This window comes from Actinospineispora acaciae DSM 45401, assembly GCF_000620785.1.
Classification (GTDB): domain Bacteria; phylum Actinomycetota; class Actinomycetes; order Mycobacteriales; family Pseudonocardiaceae; genus Pseudonocardia; species Pseudonocardia acaciae.
In genome coordinates this window covers 341,929-367,572 of the sequence record NZ_JIAI01000006.1, presented here as the reverse complement: position 1 = coordinate 367,572, position 25,644 = coordinate 341,929, and the positions used below count along the sequence as shown (strand labels likewise).

Annotated in this window: 28 protein-coding genes and 1 pseudogene; 14 read left to right on the top strand and 15 right to left on the bottom strand. The window is 71.1% G+C overall.

Annotation, left to right across the window (positions count from 1 at the left end; translation table 11 throughout):
- Window positions 1-4: 4 nt before the first annotated feature.
- Window positions 5-496 (top strand): hypothetical protein, encoded by a 492-nt coding sequence (locus tag N912_RS63790; RefSeq protein WP_156994055.1) that lies wholly within the window; start codon window positions 5-7, stop codon window positions 494-496.
- Between the two features lie 109 nt (window positions 497-605).
- Window positions 606-1,691 (top strand): ATP-dependent DNA ligase, encoded by a 1,086-nt coding sequence (locus N912_RS0127410; protein WP_028924917.1) that lies wholly within the window; start codon window positions 606-608, stop codon window positions 1,689-1,691.
- On the opposite strand, the gene N912_RS0127405 is transcribed toward N912_RS0127410, so the two are convergent.
- From N912_RS0127405 to N912_RS54940, 4 genes and pseudogenes are all read right to left on the bottom strand, one after another.
- Window positions 1,677-1,970: a YiaA/YiaB family inner membrane protein gene (locus N912_RS0127405; RefSeq protein WP_028924916.1), complete on the bottom strand. Its 294-nt coding sequence runs from the start codon at window positions 1,968-1,970 to the stop codon at window positions 1,677-1,679. The two genes, N912_RS0127410 and N912_RS0127405, sit on opposite strands and share 15 nt — an antisense overlap.
- 43 nt (window positions 1,971-2,013) lie before the next feature.
- Window positions 2,014-3,138, bottom strand: a complete 1,125-nt coding sequence (locus N912_RS54945) for a hypothetical protein (RefSeq protein WP_211261410.1) — start codon at window positions 3,136-3,138, stop codon at window positions 2,014-2,016.
- Window positions 3,139-3,164: 26 nt separating this feature from the next.
- On the bottom strand, window positions 3,165-3,560 hold the full coding sequence (locus N912_RS0127395; RefSeq protein ID WP_028924915.1) for a VOC family protein: 396 nt from the start codon (window positions 3,558-3,560) through the stop codon (window positions 3,165-3,167).
- Between the two features lie 17 nt (window positions 3,561-3,577).
- A pseudogene (locus N912_RS54940) lies at window positions 3,578-4,950 on the bottom strand (xylulokinase).
- Window positions 4,951-5,000: 50 nt separating this feature from the next.
- On the opposite strand from N912_RS54940, the gene N912_RS0127385 reads away from it, so the two are divergent.
- Both N912_RS0127385 and N912_RS0127380 read left to right on the top strand, forming a co-directional pair.
- Entirely contained in the window at window positions 5,001-5,435 is a 435-nt protein-coding gene (locus N912_RS0127385; protein WP_156994053.1) for a hypothetical protein, read from the top strand.
- A 25-nt stretch (window positions 5,436-5,460) separates the two neighbouring features.
- Window positions 5,461-6,288, top strand: a complete 828-nt coding sequence (locus tag N912_RS0127380) for a helix-turn-helix transcriptional regulator (protein WP_028924913.1) — start codon at window positions 5,461-5,463, stop codon at window positions 6,286-6,288.
- On the opposite strand, the gene N912_RS0127375 is transcribed toward N912_RS0127380, so the two are convergent.
- Genes N912_RS0127375 through N912_RS0127350 form a run of 6 tightly spaced genes read right to left on the bottom strand, consistent with a single transcriptional unit; the run spans window position 6,266 to window position 13,373 of the window.
- Window positions 6,266-8,533 (bottom strand): xanthine dehydrogenase family protein molybdopterin-binding subunit, encoded by a 2,268-nt coding sequence (locus N912_RS0127375; protein WP_037066749.1) that lies wholly within the window; start codon window positions 8,531-8,533, stop codon window positions 6,266-6,268. The two genes, N912_RS0127380 and N912_RS0127375, sit on opposite strands and share 23 nt — an antisense overlap.
- Window positions 8,530-8,994, bottom strand: a complete 465-nt coding sequence (locus N912_RS0127370) for a (2Fe-2S)-binding protein (RefSeq protein ID WP_028924911.1) — start codon at window positions 8,992-8,994, stop codon at window positions 8,530-8,532. Before N912_RS0127370 ends, N912_RS0127375 begins: the two co-directional genes overlap by 4 nt.
- Window positions 8,985-9,842 carry an FAD binding domain-containing protein gene (locus N912_RS0127365; protein ID WP_028924910.1) on the bottom strand — a complete coding sequence of 286 codons (858 nt, stop codon included), beginning with the start codon at window positions 9,840-9,842 and terminating at the stop codon, window positions 8,985-8,987. Before N912_RS0127365 ends, N912_RS0127370 begins: the two co-directional genes overlap by 10 nt.
- Entirely contained in the window at window positions 9,842-11,122 is a 1,281-nt protein-coding gene (locus tag N912_RS0127360) for an MFS transporter (RefSeq protein WP_028924909.1), read from the bottom strand. Before N912_RS0127360 ends, N912_RS0127365 begins: the two co-directional genes overlap by 1 nt.
- Window positions 11,119-12,333 (bottom strand): M20 family metallopeptidase, encoded by a 1,215-nt coding sequence (locus tag N912_RS0127355; RefSeq protein ID WP_028924908.1) that lies wholly within the window; start codon window positions 12,331-12,333, stop codon window positions 11,119-11,121. The genes N912_RS0127360 and N912_RS0127355 overlap by 4 nt, the downstream gene beginning before the upstream one ends.
- The gene (locus tag N912_RS0127350) at window positions 12,330-13,373 is read right to left on the bottom strand and encodes an LLM class flavin-dependent oxidoreductase (RefSeq protein ID WP_028924907.1); all 1,044 of its coding nucleotides are present in this window, start codon (window positions 13,371-13,373) and stop codon (window positions 12,330-12,332) included. Before N912_RS0127350 ends, N912_RS0127355 begins: the two co-directional genes overlap by 4 nt.
- Before the next feature lie 103 nt (window positions 13,374-13,476).
- Between N912_RS0127350 and N912_RS0127345 the strand changes: the two genes are divergently transcribed.
- Entirely contained in the window at window positions 13,477-14,247 is a 771-nt protein-coding gene (locus tag N912_RS0127345) for a FadR/GntR family transcriptional regulator (RefSeq protein WP_084211254.1), read from the top strand.
- On the opposite strand, the gene N912_RS0127340 is transcribed toward N912_RS0127345, so the two are convergent.
- Window positions 14,244-15,227: a LacI family DNA-binding transcriptional regulator gene (locus N912_RS0127340; RefSeq protein WP_245645438.1), complete on the bottom strand. Its 984-nt coding sequence runs from the start codon at window positions 15,225-15,227 to the stop codon at window positions 14,244-14,246. The two genes, N912_RS0127345 and N912_RS0127340, sit on opposite strands and share 4 nt — an antisense overlap.
- Before the next feature lie 140 nt (window positions 15,228-15,367).
- Between N912_RS0127340 and N912_RS0127335 the strand changes: the two genes are divergently transcribed.
- The 4 genes from N912_RS0127335 to N912_RS0127320 are packed head-to-tail and all read left to right on the top strand — an operon-like array spanning window position 15,368 to window position 19,668.
- On the top strand, window positions 15,368-16,771 hold the full coding sequence (locus N912_RS0127335; RefSeq protein ID WP_156994051.1) for an ABC transporter substrate-binding protein: 1,404 nt from the start codon (window positions 15,368-15,370) through the stop codon (window positions 16,769-16,771).
- Window positions 16,768-17,721: a carbohydrate ABC transporter permease gene (locus N912_RS0127330; protein ID WP_028924903.1), complete on the top strand. Its 954-nt coding sequence runs from the start codon at window positions 16,768-16,770 to the stop codon at window positions 17,719-17,721. Before N912_RS0127335 ends, N912_RS0127330 begins: the two co-directional genes overlap by 4 nt.
- On the top strand, window positions 17,721-18,566 hold the full coding sequence (locus N912_RS0127325) for a carbohydrate ABC transporter permease (protein ID WP_028924902.1): 846 nt from the start codon (window positions 17,721-17,723) through the stop codon (window positions 18,564-18,566). The genes N912_RS0127330 and N912_RS0127325 overlap by 1 nt, the downstream gene beginning before the upstream one ends.
- A gap of 13 nt (window positions 18,567-18,579) precedes the next feature.
- Window positions 18,580-19,668 (top strand): ABC transporter ATP-binding protein, encoded by a 1,089-nt coding sequence (locus N912_RS0127320; protein WP_028924901.1) that lies wholly within the window; start codon window positions 18,580-18,582, stop codon window positions 19,666-19,668.
- On the opposite strand, the gene N912_RS0127315 is transcribed toward N912_RS0127320, so the two are convergent.
- Window positions 19,661-20,107 carry a VOC family protein gene (locus tag N912_RS0127315; protein WP_028924900.1) on the bottom strand — a complete coding sequence of 149 codons (447 nt, stop codon included), beginning with the start codon at window positions 20,105-20,107 and terminating at the stop codon, window positions 19,661-19,663. The genes N912_RS0127320 and N912_RS0127315 overlap by 8 nt on opposite strands.
- A 224-nt stretch (window positions 20,108-20,331) precedes the next feature.
- Here N912_RS0127315 and N912_RS54935 point away from each other — a divergent pair, with 224 nt between their 5' ends.
- Together N912_RS54935 and N912_RS54930 are read left to right on the top strand one after the other, a co-directional pair.
- A complete protein-coding gene (locus N912_RS54935) occupies window positions 20,332-21,090 on the top strand; it encodes a DinB family protein (protein WP_051580856.1) in 759 nt (252 codons plus the stop codon).
- A 124-nt stretch (window positions 21,091-21,214) separates the two neighbouring features.
- Entirely contained in the window at window positions 21,215-22,015 is an 801-nt protein-coding gene (locus N912_RS54930; RefSeq protein WP_156994049.1) for a thermonuclease family protein, read from the top strand.
- Here N912_RS54930 and N912_RS0127300 read toward each other — a convergent pair.
- Window positions 22,012-22,221, bottom strand: a complete 210-nt coding sequence (locus tag N912_RS0127300; protein ID WP_028924898.1) for a hypothetical protein — start codon at window positions 22,219-22,221, stop codon at window positions 22,012-22,014. The genes N912_RS54930 and N912_RS0127300 overlap by 4 nt on opposite strands.
- 304 nt (window positions 22,222-22,525) lie before the next feature.
- Between N912_RS0127300 and N912_RS62375 the strand changes: the two genes are divergently transcribed.
- Genes N912_RS62375 through N912_RS0127280 form a run of 3 tightly spaced genes read left to right on the top strand, consistent with a single transcriptional unit; the run spans window position 22,526 to window position 23,745 of the window.
- Window positions 22,526-22,678, top strand: a complete 153-nt coding sequence (locus N912_RS62375) for a DUF1427 family protein (protein ID WP_084211252.1) — start codon at window positions 22,526-22,528, stop codon at window positions 22,676-22,678.
- Window positions 22,675-22,920 carry a DUF1427 family protein gene (locus tag N912_RS54925; protein ID WP_051580855.1) on the top strand — a complete coding sequence of 82 codons (246 nt, stop codon included), beginning with the start codon at window positions 22,675-22,677 and terminating at the stop codon, window positions 22,918-22,920. Before N912_RS62375 ends, N912_RS54925 begins: the two co-directional genes overlap by 4 nt.
- Before the next feature lie 21 nt (window positions 22,921-22,941).
- Window positions 22,942-23,745: a DAPG hydrolase family protein gene (locus N912_RS0127280; protein WP_028924897.1), complete on the top strand. Its 804-nt coding sequence runs from the start codon at window positions 22,942-22,944 to the stop codon at window positions 23,743-23,745.
- Between the two features lie 7 nt (window positions 23,746-23,752).
- Here the strand turns inward: N912_RS0127280 and N912_RS0127275 are convergent, their stop codons facing one another.
- Together N912_RS0127275 and N912_RS0127270 are read right to left on the bottom strand one after the other, a co-directional pair.
- Window positions 23,753-24,577 carry an SAM-dependent methyltransferase gene (locus tag N912_RS0127275; RefSeq protein ID WP_051580854.1) on the bottom strand — a complete coding sequence of 275 codons (825 nt, stop codon included), beginning with the start codon at window positions 24,575-24,577 and terminating at the stop codon, window positions 23,753-23,755.
- A 218-nt stretch (window positions 24,578-24,795) separates the two neighbouring features.
- Window positions 24,796-25,626 carry an IclR family transcriptional regulator gene (locus tag N912_RS0127270; RefSeq protein WP_084211251.1) on the bottom strand — a complete coding sequence of 277 codons (831 nt, stop codon included), beginning with the start codon at window positions 25,624-25,626 and terminating at the stop codon, window positions 24,796-24,798.
- Window positions 25,627-25,644 lie beyond the last annotated feature (18 nt).

Below are 25,644 nucleotides of genomic sequence, written 5' to 3'. Positions count from 1 at the left end.
TCACGTGTCATCCGTCTGGACGAGCGCAATCGCAGTGTTGGGAACGCTTCTCGGTTCCTTCTTGACGTACTCCTTTCAACGGATGACGTTGAGGCGAACCCTCACCGAGAATCGGAATGAGAAGCGACGCGAGGAGTTCGCAAACGCCGTCGCAACGTACGCATCGGCGGCAACCGCCCTGAGGCGGGCGGAGTACAACCGGGCGAAGAAACGCATAGAGCGTGTCGCCGATTCGGAGCGGGAAGAGGCACGACAGGAGACATATCGCCTGCGCGCCGAGACACAAAGTGCCTACTACCTCGTCCGCCTCCTCGCGAACCCCGACACCGACAACAACTTGCTGCGCGAGGCCGAGAACGTCATAGAGCGATCACGACGAATAACCGCGGGCCCGAAAACGATAAAAGACCTTGATAAGCGCAGGGACGAGGCGACCACGGCATTGGACAGGGTCGTTGACATGGCCAATGGACGCCTCCGAGCCCCGTCCTTCTAGTGCGGCCACTTCAGCCGGCGACACGGTCGACCCCGGCCCGAGGCACGACGAGCCGACCCGTGCTCACCTGATGTGACCGGCCCAGGCGGCCACGGGTCACAATGGCGGGGTGCAGCTACCCGTTATGCCGCCGGTCAAGCCGATGCTCGCGAAGCCGGTCGGGACGATCCCGGCCGACCAGCTCTACGAGCCCAAGTGGGACGGCTTCCGTTCGATCATCTTCCGGGACGGTGACGACGTCGAGATCGGCAGCCGCAACGAGCGGCCGATGACCAGGTACTTTCCCGAGGTCGTCGAGGCGGTCAAGGCCAACTTCCCGGACCGCGCGGTGATCGACGGCGAGATCGTGATCGTCGATCCGGAGCACAACAGGCTGGACTTCGAGGCGCTCCAGCAGCGGATCCACCCGGCGGCCAGCCGGGTCAACCTGCTGGCCACCGAGACCCCGGCCAGCTTCATCGCGTTCGACCTGCTCGCCGTCGGCGACCGGGACCTCACCGAGGAGCCGCTGATCGACCGGCGCCGCGCCCTGGAGGACGCCCTGGCCAGCGCACACCCGCCGGTGCACGTCACCCCGGCCACCCGGGACCGCGAGCTGGCCGAACAATGGTTCGACCAGTTCGAGGGCGCCGGGCTGGACGGGCTGATCTCCAAGCCGCTGGAGCTGACCTACCAGCCGGACAAGCGGCTGATGTTCAAGATCAAGCACGTGCGCACCGCCGACTGCGTGGTGGCCGGCTACCGGGTGCACAAGTCGGGGCCGGACGCGATCGGGTCGCTGCTGCTCGGGCTGTTCGACGAGAACCGCCCGGACGCCGGGTTGGTCTCGGTGGGCGTGGTCGGGGCGTTCCCGATGGCGCGCCGGCGCGAGCTGTTCACCGAGCTGCAGCCGCTGGTCACCACGTTCGACGACCATCCGTGGGCGTGGGCGCGCCAGGAGGAGGGCCACCGCACGCCGCGCAAGAGCGAGACCAGCCGGTGGAACGCGGGCAAGGACCTGTCGTTCGTGCCGCTGCGCCCGGAGCGCGTCGTCGAGGTCCGGTACGACTACATGGAAGGCCCCCGGTTCCGGCACACCACCCAGTTCGTCCAGTGGCGCCCGGACCGTGACCCGGAGTCGTGCACGTACGCACAACTGGAGCAGCCCGTCCGGTTCGACCTCAACGAGGTGCTCGGCGGCTCAGGACCCCGATGACCGGAACGGGTCGTGCTCGGCGAGCAGCCTCTCCAGCCGCGCCTGGTCGATCCTGCTGGTCACGCTGAGCGTCTCCTGCTTGTCCCTGATGCACTTGGCCAGGGTGAACGCCGAGGTCGTCAGGTAGAGCACGCCGAGGGCGAGGAACGCGCGGACCCAGCCGCTGTCCGGCAGGTACGCGATGGCGACGATCACCGCGCCCAGGGAGATCGCGAACGAGACGATGGCCTGCACGTGGAACGCCCCGCTCGGCGTGCCGGGGGCCTGGGAGTTGGTCATACCGCCAGGCTCCGACCCTGGCGCGCCGGCCGGATCGGTAGAACTACGCAACTCTCCTGTCACCCACCGCGCTGGCCGCCACCAGCAGCAGGGTGAGCCCGACGCCGGCGAGCACCGCGACCGACGGCGGGGCCACCGCCTGCACCGCGCCGGCCAACGCGGCGCTGGCCGTGTAACCGATGCCGACCGCCGCGTACATCACCGAGTACGCCGCCGCGTGCGCGCTGGGCGGCAGCGTCTCGCGCAGCGACAGGGTGCGGGTCACCTGCACGCCGGACTGCGGCAGCCCGGCGGCGAGGAGTGCGCCCGCGATCCAGGGCAGCGAGCCCGCCGTGGCGACCACCGTCACGCACCCGGTGACGGCGAGCAGCAGGACCAGGCTCTGCGCGCGCAGCGAACCGGGCCAGGCGCCGCGCAGGCCGTAGAGCCCGGCCCCGGCGGCGGAGGTGACCGCGAACCCGGCGAGCAGCGGGCCCGTCCAGCCGACGCCGATCCCCCGCTGCTCCAGCAGCGCCGGCAGCACCAGCTCGGCCAGCGCCAGCAGCGACATCGCGGCGGCGCCGGTAACGTAGATGGGCCAGGCGCGGGCGAGCGTGCGCGCCAGTGAGGTGCCGTCCCCGCCGTGCGCCGCCCAGCCGGCGGGCAGTGTCCACATTCCGGCCGTGGCCGAGGCCATCAGAGCGGCGGCGAGCAGCAGCGGGAGCGCCGGGGCGACGTTCAGCGCGAGCACGCCGGTGAGCGCGGGGGCGGCGGCCCACACGCCGTAGGTGAGCATGGCCTCGGCGCTGAGCGCCTTGACGGCCAGTGCGGGCGGGAGCGGCGAGGTCAGCAGGGCGCGCAGGCCCCCGGGTGCGGCGGCGGGCGCGGCCCCGGCAAGTAGGGCGAGGGCTCCGAGCACGAGCGGGTGCGCCTGCGGCGCCAGCCCGAGACCGGCGAACGCGACGGCCCCGGTCGCCAACCCCGCCACCAGGGCGCCGCGGGCCCGCTCCGGGCGCAGCCGAGGCCCGAGCAGCGCGGCGCCCACCACCTCGCCGATCACGTACGCGGCGCCCAGCCCGGCACCCGTCGCGTACCCGCCGGGGCGTTCGCGCACCGCGAAGACCAGCGCGAGCGGGGCCATCGCGACGGGCAGCCGGGCGCCGATGGCGACGAGTGCCCAGGCCAGCACGGGCCGGGTGAGGAGCTCTCGGTAGGTCAGCGGTCCGCCCCGAGCAGGTCCCAGCGGTTGCCGGCGACGTCCAGGAACACCGCGACCCGCCCGTACGGCTCGCTGCGCGGAGGGCCTATGAACTCCACGCCCGCGGCGGTCATCCGGGCGTACGCCGCGTCGAAGTCGTCGACCCGCAGGAAGAACCCCACCCGGCCGGCGACCTGGTTCCCGACGACGGCCGACTGATGGTCGCCGTCCGCGCGGGCAAGCAGGATCCCGGTCTCGGCGCCGGGCGGGCGGACCACCACCCACCGCTTCGGGCGGCCGTCGTTGGTCAGCGCGGGCGAGTCCTCGACCAGCTCGAAGCCGAGGGCCTTGACGAAGAACTCGATGGCCGGGTCGTAGTCCTCGACAACGATCGCGACCGACTCCATGCGCATGTGCTGAAACTAGCGACTCACCCTGACAGAAACCCCGACTCGCGGACTTTTGAGTACGCGGTGCGGACGCGGGCGGCGGCTTCGGCGGCGCCGGTGGGGAGGGCGAGGTTCGCTTCTTCGGGGCGGGGCCACGGTGGTGGGGTGCCGGTGAGTGCCCAGGCGGCCTGGCGGGCGGCGCCCAGGGCCACGTACTCGGCGGCGGCCAGGACGGTGACGGGGACGCCGAACACCCAGGGGGCCAGGGCTCGTACCGCCGTCGAGCGGCTGCCGCCGCCGAGGAGCAGCACGCGGCGTACCGGGACGCCCTGGGCGACCAGGCCGTCCAGCGCGTCGGCCAGGCCGCAGAGCATGCCCTCCACGACGGCCCTGGCCAGGTTGGCGGGCGTGGCGTTCGCGCCGGTCAGGCCGGCCAGTGCGCCACGGGCGTCGGGCCGGTTCGGGGTGCGTTCGCCCTCCAGGTACGGCAGGAGCACCAGGCCGCCGGCGCCCGGGTCGGCGGACAGCGCGAGGCGGTCCAGCTCGGCGAGGTCCACGCCGAGCAGGTCGGCGCCGGCGCGCAGCACCCTGGCGGCGTTCAGGGTGGCGACCAGCGGGAGGTAGCGGCCGGTCGCGTCGGCGAACCCGGCCACGATGCCGGTGGGGTCGGCGCTGGGGCGTTCGTGCGCGGCGAACACGGTGCCGCTGGTGCCGATGGACACCAGGACGTCGCCCGGTTCGGCGCCGGCGCCCAGGGCGGCGGCCATGTTGTCGCCGGTGCCGGCGGCCAGGACGGCGCCGGGGCAGAGCTCGGAGGCGATACCCGCCCGCTCGTCGGGCGCGCACACCCTGGGCACCTCCAGGTCGCGGCCGAACGCCATGCGCAGCAGGTCGGGGCGGTACTCGCCGGTCACGGTGGACCAGTACCCGGTGCCGGACGCCTCGCCGCGGTCGGTCACGGCGGTGTCCGGGCGGCCGGCGAGCAGCCAGGTCAGCCAGTCGTGCGGCAGCAGCACCCGGCGGGCGCGGGCGGCCACCTCGGGTTCGGCGCGCGCGGTCCAGCGCAGCTTGGTGGCGGTGATGCTGGCGACCGGGACGGTGCCGGTCTCGGCGGCCCACGCCTCCGGCCCGCCCAGCTCGTCGATCAGCTCGCGGGCCGCTCCGGCCGAGCGGGTGTCGTTCCACAGCAGCGCGTCGCGCACCGGTTCGCCGTCGGCGTCCTGTAGGACCATGCCGTGCTGCTGGCCGGCGACCGAGATGGCGTCCACCCCGTCCAGCAGGCCGCCGCGCGCCGCCTCGGCCAGTGCGCGCCTCGGCCCTCGCGCAGCGTCTCGCCGGACTCCACGTCGACCACGACGATCTTGGTCGCCTGGGTCGAGGAATCCACCCCGGCCACCCTCCGCGCATCCGCCATGGCTGGCAGTATCACGGCCGACTGCCGGTCGAGGCGAGGGGTGAAACGCGATGGGCACTCGGACGAGCGTTCGGTATGGGGTCGGCGCGGTGCTGGTGGCATTCGCGCTGGCCGGCTGCGGGCACGGGGCCGCGCCGTCACCACCACCGTCCGCGCCGGCCCCGTCGAGTGCCTCGGTGGCCGGCTCCGGGCCGCTGCCGCCTGCCTCGGACGGTACGAACCTCGACGCCTGCAAGGACGGGACCTGCCAGGTCCAGGTCACCGCGCCGGCGCGGTTCGAGGTGCGCGGGGTGAAGACCTCGGTCACCGTGAACGACGGCCAGGTCACCATCGAGCAGACCGACGACAGCACCGGCTCCAGCAGCCAGGTGACGGTCAGCGGCCCGAGCGGGACCTCCACGGTCGCCTCCGACCAGGGCCAGGTCACCGTCTCGCTGCGCGGCGTGAGCGGCAACCAGGTGGTGCTGGACATCTCCTCGTCCTGAGGGAGTCCAGTCGATACTGGACCACATGGACCGCACGGCACTGGCCGAGTTCCTGCGCCGCCGCAGGGGGGGGCTGCGGCCCGAGGACGTCGGGCTCCCCTCGGGCGCGCGGCGTCGCACGGCGGGGCTGCGCCGCGAGGAGGTCGCGGCGCTGGCGGTGATGTCGACCGACTACTACACGCGCCTGGAGCAGCGGCGCGGCCCGCAGCCCAGCGAGCAGCTGCTGGCCTCGCTGGCCCGGGCGCTGCGGTTGGACGACGGCGAACGGGACTACCTGCTGCGGGTGTCCGGGCACAACGCCCCGACGCGGATGGCGCCGGCGACAGGGGTCGCGCCCGCGCTGCTGCGGGTGTTCGAGCGCCTGGACGACACCCCGGCGCTCATCCTGTCCAGCCTGGGCGAGACGCTGGCGCAGAACCGGATGGCCAAGGCGCTGCTCGGCGACCGGTCGGGGCGCACCGGGCTGGAGCGCAGCGAGTTCTACCGCTGGTTCACCGATCCCGCCGAGCGGCTGCGCTACGCCGAGCGGGACCGCGACCGGCAGGCCCGCGCCCAGGTCGCCAACCTGCGGGCCGCCTACGGGGCGATGGGCCCGAACTCACCGGCCGGCGAGCTGGTGCGGGCGCTGCGGGAGGCCAGCCCCGAGTTCGCCGGGCTGTGGGAACGGCACGAGGTGTCCAAGCGGTTCGTGGACCACAAGACGTTCCTCCACCCCGAGCTGGGCGCCGTCGAGCTGGACTGCCAGGCGCTGTTCACCGAGGACCAGTCCCAGGCGCTGCTGGTGCTCACCGCTCCCCCGGGCACCGAGGGCCACGCCAAGCTGGAGCTGCTCACGGCGTCTGCCCTGCCGTGATCATCTCCGGCCGGACCGGGATGCGGTCCAGCGTGGCGCCGCAGGCGTCCCGGATCGCGGCCACCACGGCGGCCGGGCAGGACAGCAGCGCCGGCTCGCCGACGCCGGTCAGCCCGTACGGCGAGTCGTCGCGCGGCAGCTCCAGGATGTCCAGGCGCACCGGCGGCATGTCCACGGTGGTCGGGATGAGGTAGTCGGTGAAGGACGGGTTGCGGATGTGCCCGTCGGCCACCTGCAGCTCCTCCATCAGCGCCAGCCCCAGGCCCTGGGCGATCCCGCCGTGCATCTGGCCCTCCACCGCCACCGGGTTCATCGCCCTGCCGACGTCCTCGGCGCACGCGATCTCCACCACCCGGACCAGGCCCAGCTCGACGTCCACGTCCACCACCGCCCGGTGCGCGGCGAACGCGAACGCCACATGCCCGTCGCCCTGGCCGGTCTCCGGGTCCAGCGGGAACGTCTGCCGGTGGCGGAACACCCGGGTCTCGTCCAGCTCGGAGCCGCCGAGCAGCTCGGCCACGGACGCCCGCGCCCCGGAACGCTCGCACCGGACCTCGCCGCCGTCCAGCCGCAGCTCGCTCACGGGCGAGCCGAACGCGGCCGAGGCCAGCTCGAACAGCCGCTCGCGGACGGCCACGCAGGCGTCGCGGACCGCGCCACCGGAGACCCAGGTCTGCCGGGACGCCGAGGAGGTGCCCGCGTCGCCGACGTCGGTGTCCGCCGGGACGACCACCACCCGGTCGATCGCCAGCTCGGTGCGCGCGATCTGCGCCTGGACCGTGACCAGGCCCTGCCCGACCTCGGCGGCGGCGGTGTGCACCTCGGCGACCGGCTCGCCGCCGACCACCGCCAGCCGCACCCGGGCGGTGCCGTAGTCGTCGTAGCCCAGCGACTTGCAGATGTTCTTCACCGAGACGCCGTAGCCCACGCCCCGGCGCACGCCCTCGCCCCGGGTGCTGTTGCCGGTGCCGCCGGGCAGCCCCGTCCGGCCCTCCGGCAGCGGCATCGCCTCCACCCGGCGCAGCAGCTCGGCGACCGGCGCCGGGCCGTCGATGCGCTGTCCGGTGGCCATCGCGCTGCCGGTGCGGACCGCGTTGCGCGCCCGGAACTCCACCGGGTCCAGTTCGAGCTCAGCGGCCAGCTTGTCCATCTGCGACTCGTAGCCGAAGCAGGCCTGCACCGCCCCGAAGCCGCGCATCGCGCCGCACGGCGGGTTGTTGGTGTACACCGAGTAGCTGTCGACGTGCACGTTCGGCACCTCGTACGGCCCGGCGGCGAAGCACCCCGCGTTGCCGGTGACCGCCTGCGAGGTCGACGCGTACGCCCCGCCGTCGAGCAGGATCCGCGCCCGCACGTACACCAGCCGCCCGTCCCGGGTGGCGCCGTGCTCGTACTCCATCCACGCCGGATGCCGGTGCACGTGCCCGGAGAACGACTCCTCGCGCTGGTACACCATCTTGATCGGCCGGCCGGTGCGCAGCGCGAGCAGGCAGGCGTGCGCCTGCACGCTGAGGTCCTCGCGGCCGCCGAACGCGCCGCCGACGCCGGAGAGGGTCAGCCGGACCCGCTCGGCCGGCAGGTCGAGCACGTCGGCGAGCTGCGCCTGGTCGATGTGCAGCCACTGGGTGGAGCAGTACAGCTCGATGCCGCCGGCCCCGTCGGACAGCACGGTCGGTAGGGCCAGGCACGACTCCGGGCCGAGGAACGCCTGGTCCTGCATGCCCACCTGGTAGCTGCCGCGCACCACCACGTCGGCCACCGGGTCCGGCTCGCCCCTGCGGATCGCGCGGTGGGCCACGACACCGCCGGACGCCAGCGCCAGCTCGGGGTCGGTGAGCGGCTCCAGCTCCTCGTACTCGACGACCACCGCCTCGGCAGCGCGCCGGGCCGCCTCCGGGTTGTCGGCCGCGATCACGGCCACCGGCTCGCCCACGTAGCGGGCCACGTCCTCGGCGAGCACCGGCTGGTCGCGCGTCTCCAGCCCGAAGCGGTTGAGGCCGGGGATGTCGGCGTGGGTGAGCACGCAGCGCACCCCGGCCATGGCCAGCGCCTCGGTGGCGTCGACCGAGACGATCCGGGCGTGCGGGTACGGGCTGCGCACGGTGGCGCCGCAGAGCATGCCCTCGGCGTGCAGGTCGGAGGAGAACGCGAACTCGCCGGTGACCTTGCCGGTGCCGTCCGCCCTGGGCGTGCTGACACCGACGGTGCCCGGCCGGGTCCGCTCGCCGGCCTCCAGGATCGTCATGCCGACTCCCCCGCCGGAGACGCCGCCAGCCGGACCGCGTCGAAGATCTTCTCGTACCCGGTGCAGCGGCACAGGTTGCCGGCCAGCGCCTCCCTGATCTCGGGGTCGGACGGGTTCGGGCGGCGTTGCAGCAGCTCGCGGGCGGTCATCACCAGCCCGGGGGTGCAGAAGCCGCACTGCACCGCGCCGGTGGCGACGAACGCGCGCTGCACCGGGTCCGCCCCGCCGAGCCCCTCGACGGTGACGACCTCCCGCCCGTGCGCCTGCAGCGCCGCGACCAGGCACGCGCACACCGGCTCGCCGTCCAGGTACACCGTGCACGAGCCGCATTCGCCCTGCTCACACGCGTTCTTCGAGCCGGCCAGCCCGGCCCGCTCGCGCAGCGTGAACAGCAGGCTCTCGCCGCCGGCCACGTCGTCGATATCCCGGCGCACCCCGTTGATGGAGCAGCTCAGGCGCATTCGTCGATCCTCCGGTAGTCGTCCCACACCCAGTTCAGGCACCGCGCGGTCAGTACCCGCAGCGCGTGGCGGCGGTAGTCGGCGGTGCCGCGCACGTCGTCGATCGGCGCGGCCGCGCGCGCCACCAGCTCGCCGAACCGCGCGGCGGCGCCGGGTTCCAGCGGCGCGCGGCCGTCCCAGTCCAGCGCGGCGTCGGCAAACTCCGGCGACCCGATCGGGGTGGGCGCGACGGCCCCCAGGCCCACCCCGACCCGCCGCGCCCCGGTGTCCAGCGCGACGGCCACCGAGGCCACCGAGATCACCATCGCGTTCCGGGTGCCGATCTTGGCGAAGTGCTGCGGCCCCCGCCGCGCAGGGAAACGGACGGCCACGACCAGCTCGTCCGGGGCCAGCACGCTGCGCTTGGGGCCGGTGCAGAACTCGCCGACCGGCACCTCGCGGGTGCCGGCGGCCGAGGCCAGCTCGACGCTGCCGCCGGTGGCCAGCAGCGGCGGCAGGCCGTCGCCGGCCGGGGAGGCGGTCGCCAGGTTGCCGCCCAGGGTGCCCCGGTTGCGGATCTGCGGGGACCCGACCGCGCGCGCCGCCCCGGCCAGCGCCGGCGCCGGCCCGGCCAGCTCGGCGGTGATCCGGGTGTAGCTGACGCCGGCGCCCACCCGCAGCGTGTCCCCGTCGTCGCAGAGCGCCCGCAGTTCGTCGACGCCCGTCAGGTCCAGCAGGCCGCGCGGTCGCTCCCGGCCGAAGTTGAGCGCCACCATCAGGTCGGTTCCGCCGGCGATCGGGACCAGCTCGGGCCGCTCGGCCTTCAGGGCGCACGCCTCGACGAGGCTGGTCGGTCGGAAGAACTCCATCAGCTCACCGCCGCCGGCACGTCCCGCTCGGCGTCCTTGCGCTCGCGCAGGAACAGCGCGGCCACGAACGACAGCACCCCGGCCGCGCTCATGTACACCGCGATGGCTGGCCAGCCCCCGGCGCGGTGCAGCAGGAACGTGGCGATCACCGGCGCCAGCCCGCTGCCGAGCACGGTGCCCAGGGTGTAGCCGATGGACATTCCGGTGTACCTGACGCTCACCGGGAAGATGTGCGCGAAGAACGTGGGCATCACGCCGTAGTTCGCCGCGTACGGAACGAACAGGATCAGGAACCCGACCAGCATCAGCCCGAAGCTCTTGGTACCCAACAGCCCGAACCAGGCGTACGGCAACACCGCCATTCCGACGATTCCGACCAGGAATATGAGCTTGCGGTCGACCCGGTCGGACAAGGCGCCGAACAGCGGAATGGTGATGATGGTGAGCACGTTCACCGCGATCACCAGCCAGAGCATGGTGCTCTTGCTGACGCCCAACTGGCCGGTGCCGTAGCTCAGGGAGAACACCGTGCCGACGTAGAACGTCACGCCCGCGCAGAGGTAGGCCAGGCACATCAGCACCGCCAGCCCGGCGTGCTTGCGCAGCACCTCGACCACCGGCACCTTCGCCACCTCGCCGGACTGCCTGGCGGCCTCGAAGTCCGGGCTCTCCCCCAGCCGCAGCCTGATGAACAGCCCGATCGCCACCAGCACCGCGCTGAGCAGGAAGGGCACCCGCCAGCCCCAGGCCTGGAACTGCTGGTCGGGCAGCTGCGACACGATCAGGAACACCAGGTTCGCCAGCAGCAGCCCCCACCCGGCGCCGGTGTTGACCACCGCGCCGAACAGGCCCCGCCGCCGCTTCTGGGCGTGCTCGACGCTCATCAGGACCGCCCCGCCGTACTCCCCACCGAGCGAGAAGCCCTGCACCAGCCGGATGAGCACCAGCAGGATCGACGCGGCGACCCCGATCTGGTGGTAGGTGGGCAGCACGCCGATCGCGAACGTGGCCGCGCCCATCATCGTCAACGTCAGCACCAGCATCGACTTGCGGCCCAGCCGGTCGCCGAAATGGCCGACCACGACCCCGCCGATCGGCCTGGCGACGAATGCGATCGCGAACGTCGACAACGCCAACAACGTGCCGACCACGGAGTCGAACTCCGGGAAGAACAGCTTGTCGAACACCAGCGAGGCGGCGGTTCCGTAGATGAAGAACTCGTACCATTCGACGGTGCTGCCGATCAGGCTGGAGCACAGGACCTTGCTTGCCTGGTTCATGACCGGCTCCCGCCCGCGAAGAACCCCGTGACCATTCGACGGAGGATGGCCTCCTGCGCGCGGAGGTCGCAGATGCGGACGAAGTCGTCGCCGAGCAGGTCACCCTCCTCGGGCACGCCGAACATCACGGTGGGAATGCCTCGGGAGGACGGCCCGCCCGCGTCGAAGCTGCCGCCGTACATGGTGTGCCGCGCCGGGCGCTTCAGGTGCTCGGCGATGGCGGCGTCCAGCGGGGCGAGCAGGTCGGCCCGGTCGTCGGGGAAGCGCGCGGGCAGCATCGTCACGCCGGGTTCGACGGTGACCTCGCACCCGGGGGTGGCGACCTCGTCGAGCGCCTTGCGCAGCTCGGCGGCGGTGTCCTCCGGGTCGGTGCCGGGCAGCAGCCGCCGGTCGAGCGTGATCTTGGCGGCGTTCGGCAGGGTGTGCGGCGCGAGCGGATCGAACACCACCTGGTACGGGATCACCTGCTCGCGGCCCAGCTCGGGGTCGGTGCGCCGGGTGACCTCCTCGTTGAGCTTCTCGACGCGAGCCAGCACCGCGGTGGTGGCGGCGATGACGCCTCCGCCGGGCGGCGGCGTCGAGGAGTGGGTGGCGGTGCCGGTCACGCGGACGTACAGGTCGATCCGGCCCCGGTTGCCGACGGTGACGTCGAACCCGGTCGGGAACAGCTGGACCAGCAGGTCAGGGGTGGTTGGGAGAGCGTCGAGCATCCGGTGTGAACACTCGTGGCTGCTGCGGCCCTCGTTGTTGACGCACAGCAGCAGCGTGCCGTCCAGCTTTATCTGCTCGCTGACGAGCCAGTCCGCGAGGGCGAGCAGGCACGCCTGGTGCGCCTTGTTCTGCGTGATGCCCTGGCCGAACAGGCACGGCTCGTCGATGCCGTCCGACACCGGCGTCGCGATCCGCCCGGACCAGGGGTCGGCCATCAGGTTGTGGTGCTGGGTGGGCGTGTAGGCGACCAGCGCCAGGCACGGGCCGGCGCCGGTGCCTGTGTCTGTGTCTGTGCCTGTGCCGAACCGGACGGCGAACTGGTTGGCCGGCAGGTCGATGATGTCCAGCGCGCCCAGCCGCTCGAACCGGGGCCGCAGGTGGCGCTGCACGTACTCCACCAGCACCGGCGCGTCCGGCTCGATCAGCGTCTCGCCGCCCAGCGGAACCGCGCTCGGGACCTGGGCCAGCTCGACGGCCGACCGCAACAACGTGTCACTCATGAGTGGGCCACCTTCGGCAGGACCTCGTCGCCGAAGCTCTCGATCAGCTCCAGCGGCATCGTGTAGTTGCCGACGTGGCGCAGGTAGAAGCCGGTCGCGCCCAGCTCGATGGCCTTGCCGATCCGGTCCAGGATCTCCGGCACGCTGCCGAACAGGCAGAACGCGCCGGCGAACTTCACCGCCATCTCGTCGGTGACGTACTTCGAGGCGTGCGTGACGGCGAGGTCCCAGTCCTCGGCATGCACCATGTCCGGGTAGACCTCGGGCACCTCCGGCGGCGGTGGCAGCTCGATGCCCGCGGTCCGCAGGAACTCCTGCCCGCCGATGCTGGCCAGGTGCAGGCAGATCGGCTTGAGGATGGCGGCATCCCGCTCGATGTCGTCGGTGATCTTGCAGAACGCGCCGACGGTGAACTCGACGTCCTCGACCGCCCGCCCGGCCCGCCGCGCGCCCTCCTCCGTCGCCGCCCGGGTCGCCGCGAGGGTCTCCGGCGAGATCCCGGCCAGGGTCAACACGCCGTCCGCGATCTCACCGGCCAACGCCAGCGTCCGGGGCCCGCTCGCGGCGATGTGCACCGGCACCGGCCCGACCGGTGCGCGCAGCTTCGAGCGCCGAGGCCCGTACTCGTAGAACTCGTCGGCCAACAGCGTCCGCGCCATCTCGATGGCCCCGCGCAGCTGCGCGAGCGTGCTCGGCTTCATCGACAGCGGCTTCACCGAGCTGTCCCCGGTCCCGACGCCGAGCGCGACCCGCCCGGGCGCCAGCTCGTGGATCGTGTTGATCGCCGAGGCGACCACGCTGGGGTGGCGCGACACGAAGTTGGTCACCGCCGTGGCGAGGGTGATCCGCTCGGTCCGGTCGGCGGCCAGCGCCATGGCCGCGAACACGTCGCGCCAGAGCAGCTGCGAGTCCGCGATCCAGGCGACGTCGAAGCCCTTCCGCTCGCTGAGCAGCACCGCGTCGGCTACGTCGCGCGCCGAGGTCGCCGGCGGGAACCTGACGCCGTACCGGATGGGCCGTGATCCATCGGAGGGTTGCATAAGGGTTGACTCCAAACCGCGCCGTTGCTGTCGTCCTGAGGGCCGCCCGCCGACCGCCGCTAGGATGGGTCCCCCGTGACGAGCTAGGCAGGAAGGTAACCACTTGTCTGACATCAGTCAACAGGTCGGTCAGGACTGGACGGGCTCGCTGGCCCGGCGCCCGCTCCCGGACGTGATCGCCGAGCGGATCACCGCGACGATCACCAACGGCACGCTCCAACCCGGCGACCGGCTCCCCTCCGAACCCGAGCTCGCCCGCCAGCTCCAGGTCGGCCGCACCTCGCTACGAGAAGCGCTGCGCAAGCTCTCCACCCTCGGGGTCATCGAGATCGTCCGAGGCAAGGGCACCTTCGTCCGCGAACCCCCCGCCGACGACCCGACCACCCAGTACGTCAAATGGAGCGTGTCCGAAGGCTTCGCGCTCACCGAGCTGCTCGAGGTGCGCATCGCCCTGGAGACCGCCGCCGCCGGCATGGCCTGCATGCGCGCCAGCGACGACGAGCTGGACGAGCTGCGCAGGCTGCGCTCCGTGCACGACGCCGCCCACGAGTCCGACGTGGACCTGCTCGTCCGCACCGACGAGGAGTTCCACGAGGCGATCGTGCAGGCCGCGCACAACGTGGCCCTGACCGGCATGTACAAACCCCTGGTCCCGGAGATGACCGAGTTCCGCCGCCGCACCCTGAGCCTGCCGCGCGCCTCCCAACGCTCGGACGACCACGCCTTCATAGTGGACACCATCTGCCGCCGCGACCCCACCGCCGCCCGCCAGGCCGTGGCCCGCCACCTCTGGATCTTCTACCAGGAGGTGCGCGCGGTCGCCTCCCCCAACACCGACGCCGGCGACCTGGGCAGCATGACCACGTTCGCCTAGCAGCCGCAGGAGTCGCGGTGGACGAACGTGGGCGGTAGGCGCACCGTGCGGGCCGGTGCGTCGGGGGCGGCCATGCGGGCGAGCAGCATCTCCACCGCGCGCCGGCCCATCTCCACGAACGGCTGCGCGATCGCCGTCAGCCCCGGGCTGAACAGGTCCGCCCACGGGAAGTCGTCGAAGCCGGCCACCGCCATCCCACCGGGCACCGGGATCCCCGCGTCGCGCAGCGCGGCGAGCGTGCCGATGGTCATGGAGTTGTTGCCGGCGATGATCGCGGTGGGCGGCCGGTCCAGCGCGAGCAGGCGGTGCACGGCATCCCGGGCGGCCTCGGTCTCGGAGTTGCCGTCCACCACCAGGTCGGGGTCGGTCACCAGCCCGGAGCGGCGCAGCCCGAGCAGGTAGCCGTCGCGGCGCTCGGTGGTGGTGGCCAGGCCGCGGTGGCCGGCGACCAGTGCGATCCGGGTGTGGCCGCGCTCGGCGAAGTGCCCGACCAGGTCCGCGACCGGGCCGACGTTCTCCGAGCCCACCTGGTCCAGCCCGGCGTCGATGAGCCGGTCCACCAGCACGGTCGGCACCCGCTGCTCGGCCAGGTGGGCCAGCGCGGCGGACGGCTCTCCGGACGGCGCGAGCACCAGGCCGTCCACCCGGCGGGCCTGCAGCCGCCGCACCACCGTCAGCTCGTAGTCCGGCTCCTCGCGCGGGTCGGCCAGCAGCAGGGTGTAGCCGGCGCCGGCCGCCGCGGTCTCCACCGAGCGCAGCAGGTCGCCGAAGTACGGGTTGGAGATCGCCGACAGGGCCAGCCCGATGGTCGTGGTACGGGCGGTGGCCAGCGACCGGGCCACCGTGTTCGGCGTGTAGTTGGCCTCGCGCACGGCGGCCAGCACCAGATCGCGGGTATGCGGGCGGACCACCCGGGTGCCGTTGAGCACGTGGGACACGGTGGCCACCGACACCCCCGCGAGGCGCGCCACGTCCGCCATCGTCGCGATGTCGCCACCTCCGAGCCCGCCCGCCACAGATGCGACGTAAGCGCTTGCGCAAGCGCTTACGTCCGCCGTATGGTACCTCCAGATGTGACGTAGAGCACTGCCGTTAACGATCGATATAACAAAGTTCAGCCATGGAGGGCACCGTGGCCCCACCGCGAACCCCGCTCCCGCGAGCCGGCCTGCGCGGCTGGCTGTCGATCCTGTTCGCCCTGCTGGTCGTGCTGGCGCTGCCCGGCTGCGCCGGCGCGGGCGCCCTGGGCGGCGGCGGTGACGGCGTCACCACCGTCACCGTGGCGATCGTGTCGAACTCCCAGATGAAGGACGCGATCGAGCTGGTCCCGGAGTTCGAGAAGGCCCACCCGAACATCCGCGTCAAGTTCGTCAGCCTGTCCGAGAACCAGGCCCGCGCGAAGATCACCGCCTCGGTGGCCACCGAGGGCAACGAGTTCGACGTGGTCATGATCAGCAACTACGAGACGCCGCAGTGGGCGCAGAACGGCTGGCTGACCGACCTGCAGCCGCTGGCCGACGCCACCCCCGGCTACGACCCTCAGGACTTCCTGCCCAAGGTCCGCGAGGCGCTGTCCTACCAGGGCCACCTCTACTCGGTGCCGTTCTACGGCGAGTCGTCGTTCCTGGCCTACCGCAAGGACCTGTTCGCCAAGGCCGGCCTGACCATGCCCGAGCACCCGACCTGGACCCAGGTCAGGGACTTCGCGGCCAGGCTGCACGACCCGAAGGCCGGCGTCTCCGGGATCTGCCTGCGCGGGCTGCCCGGCTGGGGCGAGGTGCTCGCGCCGCTGGACACGGTGATCAACACCTTCGGCGGCAGCTGGTACGACACGAACTGGAACGCCCAGCTCAACTCCCCCGCCACCGCCCAGGCCGTGGACTTCTACGTCAACCTGCTGCGCAACTACGGCGAGCCCGGCCCGGCCGGGGCCAGCTTCGGCGAGTGCGGGAACCTGTTCGGCCAGGGCAACGTCGCCATGTGGTACGACGCGACCTCGGTGGTCAACGTGCTGGAGGACCCGGAGCAGAGCAAGGTCGTCGGCAACGTCGGCTACGTCCCCGCGCCGGTGGAGAAGACGGCGCACTCCGGCTGGCTCTACAGCTGGTCGCTGGCCATCCCGAAGATCTCCCAGCACACCGACGCCGCCTGGCAGTTCATGTCCTGGATGACGTCCAAGGACTACATGCACCTGGTCGGCAACAAGCTCGGCTGGTCGCACGTGCCGCCGGGCTCGCGGGCGTCCACGTACCAGATCCCGGAGTACCGGAAGGCCGCCGCGCCCTACCTGCAGCCCACGCTGGACGCGATGAACAACGCCGACGAGCAGCGCCCGACGGCCGTCCCGGTGCCGTACACCGGCATCCAGTTCGTGGCCATCCCGGAGTTCCAGGACCTCGGCACCCGGGTCAGCCAGCAGGTCAGCGCCGCGATCGCCGGCCAGGTCAGCGTGGCGGAGGCGCTGGAGCAGTCGCAGAAGTACGCCCAGACGGTCGGTGACACCTACCGGGAGGCCAGGCGATGACGTCCACGACGATCGAGGCCGCCACCACGCCGGGCCGCGCGGCCGGGCGCCCCGAACGCGGGCCTGGCTCGGCGGCCGACGGCTGGGTGCGCCGCATCCCGCTGCTGCCCGCGCTGGTCTTCACCTTCATCGTGACCCAGCTGCCGTTCGTGGTCACGATCTACTACTCGCTGCAGTCCTGGAACCTGGTGCGCCCCGGCTCGCGGCACTTCGTGGGCCTGCAGAACTACGCCCAGGTGTTCACCGACAGCCAGTTCCGCGAGGTCATGCTGAACACGGTGGTGCTCACCGTGGGCGCCGTCCTGATCGCGGTGGTCCTCGGGCTCGCGCTCGCGCTGCTGCTGAACAGGTCCTTCCCCGGCCGGGGCATCGTCCGCACCCTGCTGATCACGCCGTTCCTGATCACCCCGGTGGCCACGGCGCTGCTGTGGAAGACGGTGCTGCTGGACCCGAACTTCGGCCTGGTGGACTTCGCGCTGGCCCCGTTCGGCGCCGGCCACACCGACTGGATCTCCAGCTTCCCGCTGTTCGCGGTGATGCTGGCGATCATCTGGCAGTGGACGCCGTTCATGATGCTGCTGCTGTTGGCCGGCCTACAGAGCCAGCCCGACGACGTGCTCGAAGCGGCCAGGGTGGACGGCGCGACCGGCCCGGCCATCTTCCGCGAGATCACCCTGCCGCACCTGCGCCGGTTCATCGAGCTGGGCATCGTGCTCGGGACGATCTACCTGATCAACACGTTCGACGCGATCTACATGATGACCCAGGGCGGGCCCGGCATCGCCAGCTCGAACCTGCCCTTCTACATCTACCAGCGGGCCTTCCTGGGCTTCGACATCGGCCAGTCCGCCGCGATGGGCGTGGTGGTGGCGATCCTGACCACCATCGTCTCCTCGTTCGCGCTGCGCCTGATCTTCCGCACCTTCAGCGGGAAGGAGGAGGCAGCCTGATGAGCGCCCCAACAGTGGCTCCGACGCCCACCGTGCGCACCCGGGGCAACGCGATCTTCGCGGTGGTGGCCTGGGTGGTCGGCATCGTGTTCTTCTTCCCGGTGCTGTGGATGGTGCTGACCGCCTTCAAGCAGGAGTCCGACGCCTACACCCGCCCGCCGAAGCTGTTCTTCACCCCGACCCTGCAGCAGTTCGCGGAGGTGTTCGGCTCCGGCGTCGGGCCGGCCCTGCTCAACTCGCTGACCGCCACGCTGGTCTCCACCGTGCTGGTGCTGCTGCTGGCCATCCCGGCCTCGTTCGCGCTGTCGCTGCGCCCGGTGGCCAAGACCCGCGACGTGCTGTTCTTCTTCATCAGCACCAAGATGCTGCCGGTGGTCGCCGCGATCGTGCCGATCTACGTGGTGGTCACCGAGATCCACATGGTGGACAACGTCTGGACGCTGGTCGTGCTCTACACCGCGATGAACCTGCCGGTCGCGGTGTGGATGATGCGCTCGTTCTTCCTCGAGGTACCGTCCGCGCTCCTGGAGGCGGCCAGCATCGACGGCGCCTCGCTGCCGCGCACCATGCGCGAGGTGGTGCTGCCGGTGGTCTCCCCCGGCATCGCGGCCACCGCGCTGATCTGCGTCATCTTCGCCTGGAACGAGTTCTTCATCGCCGTCAACCTGACGGCGGCCAGGGCCGGCACCGTGCCGGTGTTCCTGGTCGGTTTCATCACCAGCGAGGGGCTCTACTTCGCCAAGCTCTGCGCGGCGGCCACCCTCGCCGCGCTGCCGGTGATCGTGGCCGGCTGGATCGCGCAGAACAAGCTGGTCCAGGGTCTTTCCTTCGGCGCTGTGAAGTAAGGGATGGTGAACCGTGGCTGAGGTCGTGTACGACTCGGCGTCGCGCATCTACACGCCGGGCGCCAAGCCCGCCGTCAACAAGCTCAGCCTGGACATCGCGGACGGCGAGTTCGTGGTGTTCGTCGGCCCGTCCGGCTGCGGCAAGTCCACCGCGCTGCGGATGCTGGCCGGGCTGGAGGAGATCGACGGCGGCGAGATCCGGATCGGCGGCGACAACATGGTCGGCGTGCCGTCTCGGGACCGGGACATCGCGATGGTGTTCCAGAACTACGCGCTGTACCCGAACAAGACGGTCGCGGAGAACATGGACTTCCCGCTCAAGATGCGCGGGCTGCCCAAGTCCGAGCGGGACGAGAAGGTGCGCGCCGCCGCCGAGACGCTCGGGCTCACCGAGTTCCTGGACCGCAAGCCGCGCGCGCTGTCCGGCGGCCAGCGCCAGCGGGTGGCGATGGGCCGGGCCATCGTGCGCGAGCCCCGGGTGTTCCTGATGGACGAGCCGCTGTCCAACCTGGACGCCAAGATGCGGGTGGGCACCCGCGCGGAGATCGCCGCCCTGCAACAGCGCCTCGGCGTGACCACCATCTACGTCACCCACGACCAGGTCGAGGCGATGACCATGGGCCACCGGGTGGCGGTGCTGCGGCTGGGCGAGCTGCAGCAGTTCGCCAGCCCCGTCGAGCTCTACGACCGGCCGGTCAACGCGTTCGTCGCCGGTTTCATCGGCTCGCCGTCGATGAACCTGTTCACCGTGCCGGTGGCCGACGGCGGCGTCCGCCTCGGCGGTGCCCTGGTCCCGCTGCCCGCGTCGGCCCGGTCCGCGATCAGCGCCGCCGGCCTGGAGTCCGTGACCCTCGGCATCCGCCCCGAACAGTGGACCGCCAACGGCCCCTCCGACGAGGGCGTCCCCGCCCAGGTCACCGTCGTCGAGGAGCTCGGCAGCGACGCCTTCCTCTACGGCACCCTGGCCGACGCCCCGGACCAGCCCATCGTCGTCCGCGCCCCCGGCCGCTCCGGCGCCCACCTGGGCGACAAGATCACCCTCCGCACGATCACCGACGACCTCCACCTCTTCCACCCCGACACCGGCGCTCGCCTCAACTGACCTGGTTCTTCTTCAGCTCCTCGGCGAGCATCACGATGATGCCGCTGGGGCCTCGGACGTACGTGAGCTTGTAGAGGTCCTCATAGGTCGCGACGCCACGAAGCGGACGGCAGCCGTGCCTCGCGGCTATTTCGAGGGCCTCGTCGATGTCGTCAACGGAGAAGGCGACGCGGTGCATGCCAATCTCGTTGGGACGAGTGGGCTCCGTCCCGATCGCTTCGGGGTTGATGTACTCGAAAAGCTCGATGCGACCGTGACCGTCCGGCGTCTGGAGCATTGCAATGTTGGCGTGGTTGCCATCAAGGCCGACGGCGGTGTCCGTCCACTCACCACTGACCGTGTCACGACCGACGACCGTGAGACCCAGGTCGGTGAAAAAGGCGACAGCTGCTTCGAGGTCCCGAACGGTGATGCCGACGTTCTCGAGTTTGATGGGCATGCGCGGCATGCTACCGAGCCGGGGGGGTATCCGGATCTAGTGCCGTGACACGGAAGGCTGGTGCGTTTATTCGGTGGATCCAGGCGTCGGCTGGCAAGGCTGCGTCTGATTCGGAGCCCCAGATACCGGGGTTGTATCTGGGGCGACGACAACGCCGCCAGGCGGCGTCTGGGCCGCCGAGAAACGTGCCGAGCCTTTTGTGTCGCGGCACTAGTATGCGGAGCATGACTCGGTATGTCGACGAGGATCTGCGCGGCGCGGAGTTCCGCGAGTGCGATCTGACCGGGGCGCGCCTGGTCGGCGTCGTCATGAAGGATGCAGTGATCGACGGGCTCGTCAGCAACCTCGTGGTCAACGGTGTCGAGGTCACCGAGTACGTCGAGGCAGAGCTCGACCGGCGTCATCCGGTGCGGGTGCTGATCCGCTCCGAGGACCCCGCCGATCTGCGCGAGGCATCGCGCCAGCTCCACGCCGGCTGGGCCGCCACGATCGAGCGGATCCGCCGTACGCCCGGCGTCGAGCGCCGCGCCGTGAACGACGAGTGGTCGGCGGTGCAGACGATGCGCCACCTGGTCTTCGTCCACGACTCGTGGTTCCGCCGCTGCTGCCTGGGCTCGACGGAGCCGTTCACGCCGATGGGCATCGGGCCGACCGTCGAGCCCTATCGCGGAGCGCACGGGCTCGACCCCTCGCTCGATCCGGCCCTCGACGAGATCGTGAGCGTGCGTGCCGCACAGGCCGCCGAGCTCGACGCCTGGCTCGACGAGGTCACCGCCGTGCGGCTCGCGGCGCGAGCGCCGGTGCCCGACGACGACGTCTGGCCGCCGTACGCCCGGGGCCGCCTGGTGCGGCAGTGCCTCGCCACGGTGCTCAACGAGACCTTCGAGCACCACCGCTTCTGCGTCCGCGACCTCGACCTGATCGAGGCACCGGAGGCCGAGCAGGGACTCGCACCCATGGCCACCGATAGAAAAGCACACTGAATACGCCGTTCGTGTGATTCGCCGGAAACTCGGGATTGGTCGCTAACGACTCCGGTCGGGGCGACGAAGAGTGAAAGCCGGGGGCGACCGGTCGGGACGCCTCGACTTCTTTATGGAGAAACTCATGGCGGATCGGCGCGGCTCCGATACGGCTAAAGGCTGGGCTGTGATCCTGGTCGTGCTTTTCGTGATCATTGGTGCGTGCAGCCTCGGAAACAAGGAAGAACCGTCGAATGTCGGAGCGCCACAGGCCGCTCCATCGGCGCCGGTTCGGCCGAGCCCGTGCCCTTATACCTACGGCCAGACGGGCGTGTACACCACGTACGGCGGCTGCCATATCGGCGGCGAGGTGGTCACGATAGCGCGCGTGCAGGACGCGGCGACGTACCAGCTCACGGACGGCCGCCGGATCCGGCTGGCCGGCGTCGTCGTCGCGGGCGCCGGCACGTGCGGAGGCAAAGAGGCCCTTCGGCTTGTGCGCGGCAAGACGGTCGAGGGCGCGGCGGCCAATCTGGTGCTGGAACCCAACGCCGGGACGGACCCGTTCGGAAGCCTGTGGGCATACCTCCAGGTCGGCTCCGGCTATACGGACGACCTGGGATACTCCCTTGCCACTTCCGGATACGCGGACGCCTATGCGCAGGGCGGCGCGAACGCCACCTACGTCCAGACGATCGCACAGGCCGCCGGCGTGTCGAAACAAGGCCACATCGGTCAGTTCGGCCCGCCGTGTGGGCCGCCATTGCAGCTACCGAAGATCCCCGCGCCCCAGCGCATCGCGGCCCCCGAACCCGATCCCGCGCCCGAACCGAGCCAGGAAAGCGACCACAAGCCCACGAAACGACGCACCGGCCACAGCGGTCACCCGTGCCTGCCCGGCGAGCGCGACGGCGATGGCGACGGGTACTGCGGCGAGGGCCGCTAGCGAGGGGTCAGGGCTTGCGGGCCACGGCGCCGTAGCCGTCCACCGGGATGGAGCCACCACGTCCAGCCGTCGAAGCACCCGGCGAGCAGGTCAACATCGCGCACCGCGCCGGTCCGGGCGTAGGCGGCCTCCACCGCGCGCATCGCCTTGCTGGTGCTCACGCAGTCCCACAGCGCGAGGCAGCTGCCGGACGGCACGGCGTCCATCAGCCGCGCGACGATTTCCGGGCAACCCTCTCAATCAGGTGATATCTCTTATATCACACTTGAGAACAGGGTTAGGCTACGCAGCATCCGCAAGGTGGCGCCATCCACCAGGACGTGGCCACGGTCACCCTCCTCGTGAGCCACTACATGATCACCGCCCGGTTGCTCGAGACCCTCGACATCGAGCTCGACGCCGAACCCACGAGTTGGGAGGCGGCCCGCACGTAGACATCCGATCGGGCCTCGGCCTCGGTCCATCCACATCGCCGGTGGTGCACGGCGTCGTGATCGCAGGAGGTGAAGGGTGTTCTCGTACGCCCAGGCACTGGCTGCCGGAATCGGCCTCGGAATCATGTACGCACTGATCAGGGTGCCCTCCCCGGCGCCCCCTCCGGTCGCCCTGACCGGACTGGCCGGCATGCTGATCGGCTTCGGCGTTATCGAAGCGGTCACATGAGCCGCACCGTCGTCCGCTACGCGCTCTCCCTCGGTGCGGGCATCCTCGCCGGATTCCTGTGCTGGCTCATGGGCGTGCCCACCCCGGCCCCGCCGTGGATTGCGCTGGTCGGACTGCTCGGCATCGTCATCGGCGAATCCGGAGGACGCCTGCTTCTCACCCGGCTGCGCCGCCGCTCCGCCACGTCGTCCGGTGCTCCGGCTCCGGACGGCGGCGAACCCGTACGCCACGACAACGACTGACAGGAAAGGAAGGGAACCGCCATGCTTCCCGTGACCTACTACCCGGTCGCCACCCAGGATCTGTTCCGGCGCAACAGTGAACGGATCAAAGGCAAGCCGTACGCCAAGTATTTCAACGGCGATCTGTGGCTTCACGACGACGTGATGCCCGCCATCCAGGGCGCCATGCCCTCCGATGCGGCCCTCACCACCTCGCCCGAGGACCTCAACGCCCTGCTGGACGCCGGCTACCACAAGGTCGAGACCGGCTTCTGCGTCACCGACGACGGCCACCCGTACGTCACCAGCCTCACCCGCTTCCCCGGCTGCACACCGGAGATGTTCACATGGTGGTTCTGGTGGCATTCCGTCGAGCCCGAGCGCTACTCACTGTGGTACCCCTACAACCACCAGCAGGCCATCCCACGCGACCAGGACGTCCTCAGCCGGCCCGGTGTCGCTGACGTCGATCGCTACATCGGCAACACCCACGACATCATCGAGTACATCGGCCCCATGCGCTCGGAGCTCACCGCCCAGTTCTTCCACCCCTCCGAACTGGGCTTCGACGCCAGCCGCTTCGCCCGATCCGACGTCAGCGCCCACGCGTGCGGCAAGCTCAGCATGAACAACGGCGTCATGCTCCACCTCGTCCGTACCACGGCCGACGGTTTCGAGCTGCGCAGCCGCTACATCTTCGACCGAGGCAAGACCTACAGCACCGACGAGGAACGTGCCGAGGCGCTCGGCATGGCCTACGAGTTGCTCTTGCACGACCAGACCGAGTTCACCCACCTGTCTACCTTCCTGGCGCCCATTTACCAGGAGTTCGGCAACCAGGGATGAGTCGGGGTCAGGGCTTGCGAGCCACGGCGCCGTAGCCGTCCACCGCGATCGCGCCGCCGACCTGACCGGCCTCCGGACGCCACTGGGAGATCGAGACGAACCCGGGGTCCACCACGTCGAGGCCGTCGAAGCAGCCGGCGAGCAGGTCGACGTCGCGCACGGTGTAGGGCATCGCGCCGGTCCGGGCGTAGGCGGCCTCCACGGCGCGCATGGCCTTGCTGGTGCTCACGCAGTCCCAGAGGGCGAGGTAGCTGCCGGACGGGACGGCGTCCATCGTGCGCGCGACGATCTCCCGCACCTGGTCGGTGTCGGAGACGTAGCCGAGCACGCCCATGAGCATCACGGCGACCGGGCGGTCGAGGTCGAGCACGCCCCGGGCGCCGGCGAGGACGACGTCAGGGTCGCGGCAGTCGGCGCCGATGTGGGCGGTCGCCCCTTCCGGGGTGGTGTGGGTGAGCAGCGCGCGGGCGTGCGTGAGCACGAGCGGGTCGTTGTCCACGTAGACCACCCGGGCCCGAGGCGCGATCTCGTGGGCCACCTCGTGGGTGTTCTGCATGATGGGCAGGCCGGCGCCGATGTCCAGGAACTGGTCCACCCCGGCCTCGCCCGCCAGGAACCGCACCACCCGGATCAGGAACTGCCGGGACTGCTTGGCCAGCAGGCCCATCCTGGGGTAGACGGCCGCGACGGCGTCGCCCGCCAGCCGGTCGACCGGGTAGTTGTCCTTGCCGCCCATCCAGTAGTTCCAGATCCGCGCCGAGTGCGGCACGTCGAACTGGACCTTGGGCTGCGCACCGAGCACCTGAGCCCCACCCCCGACGAGCGCGCTCATCGACGTGCCGTCCGCATGGAGCAGCCACGATATGCGCGCATGTCGACCCGTCCCTTCGCTGGAGCCCCGAACGCTAAGGCCCTTTCACACCGGTCACCAGCGCGGTGTCCAGCCTGATGGGACGGCTCAATCATTTTCACCTGAAAGTAATACTTTGTCATATCGTATCTGGATATATCGTCTACACATATAGGGCCGCGCCGCCGAGAAAGCGGGGCTCAGGCCCGGCGCGCCTCGGTCGGAAGGACCGCGTTCTGGCCGGCCAGCGCCCAGCTCCCGGTGTAGTTGAGGATCTTCTTGCTGATCATGGCGGCGGCCTCCACCACGGAGGCGCGCGAGTTGGCCATGACGTTGGCGGTGAAGATCTCGGACGGGCCGGCGACGGACAGCCCGCCGACCGGACAGCCGGACGCGTCCCGGATCGCCGACGCGACCGACGTGCGCCCGCGCTGGAACGAACGGGACACCACGTAGCCGTCCATCCGGCCGCGCGCCAGCTCGTGCTCCAGCGCCGCCATGTCCGGCGGCTCCCGCCCGTCTTCCTCGCAGCAACGCCGCACGTGCTCGGTGACCTCGGTAAACGGCAGCCAGCACAGCGCCGACTTGCCGCACCCGGTCAGGTGCGCGGGCGCGCGCTGGCCGACCCGGTTGTCCATGTCCGAGCGGCGGGTGCCGGCCTTGCGGTGCAGGTACACGATCCAGCCGTGGGTGAGCTGGCCGAGGTGCACCTCCTGCTCGGGTATCCGGATGAGCCGGTCGACGGTGTCCTCGGCGGCCCGCACCAGGCCGGTCCGCTCGATCACCTGGCCGCCGAGCTCGAGCACCAGCGGCCCCAGCTCGTACCCGCCGTCGGAGACGGCCAGTAAACCGACCGACACCAACGTCTGGCACAGCACGTGCGCGGTGCTGCGCGGAATGCCCGTCCGCGCCGACACCTGGCGCACCGAAAGCACCGGAAGATTCGGCGTGAACGCCCTCAAAACCCGCGTCGCTTTGACGACGGACGCGACCCCCTCGTTCACACGACAACGGTAGAACAAAGTGACCATGAATGGTGGCCTTTGCGT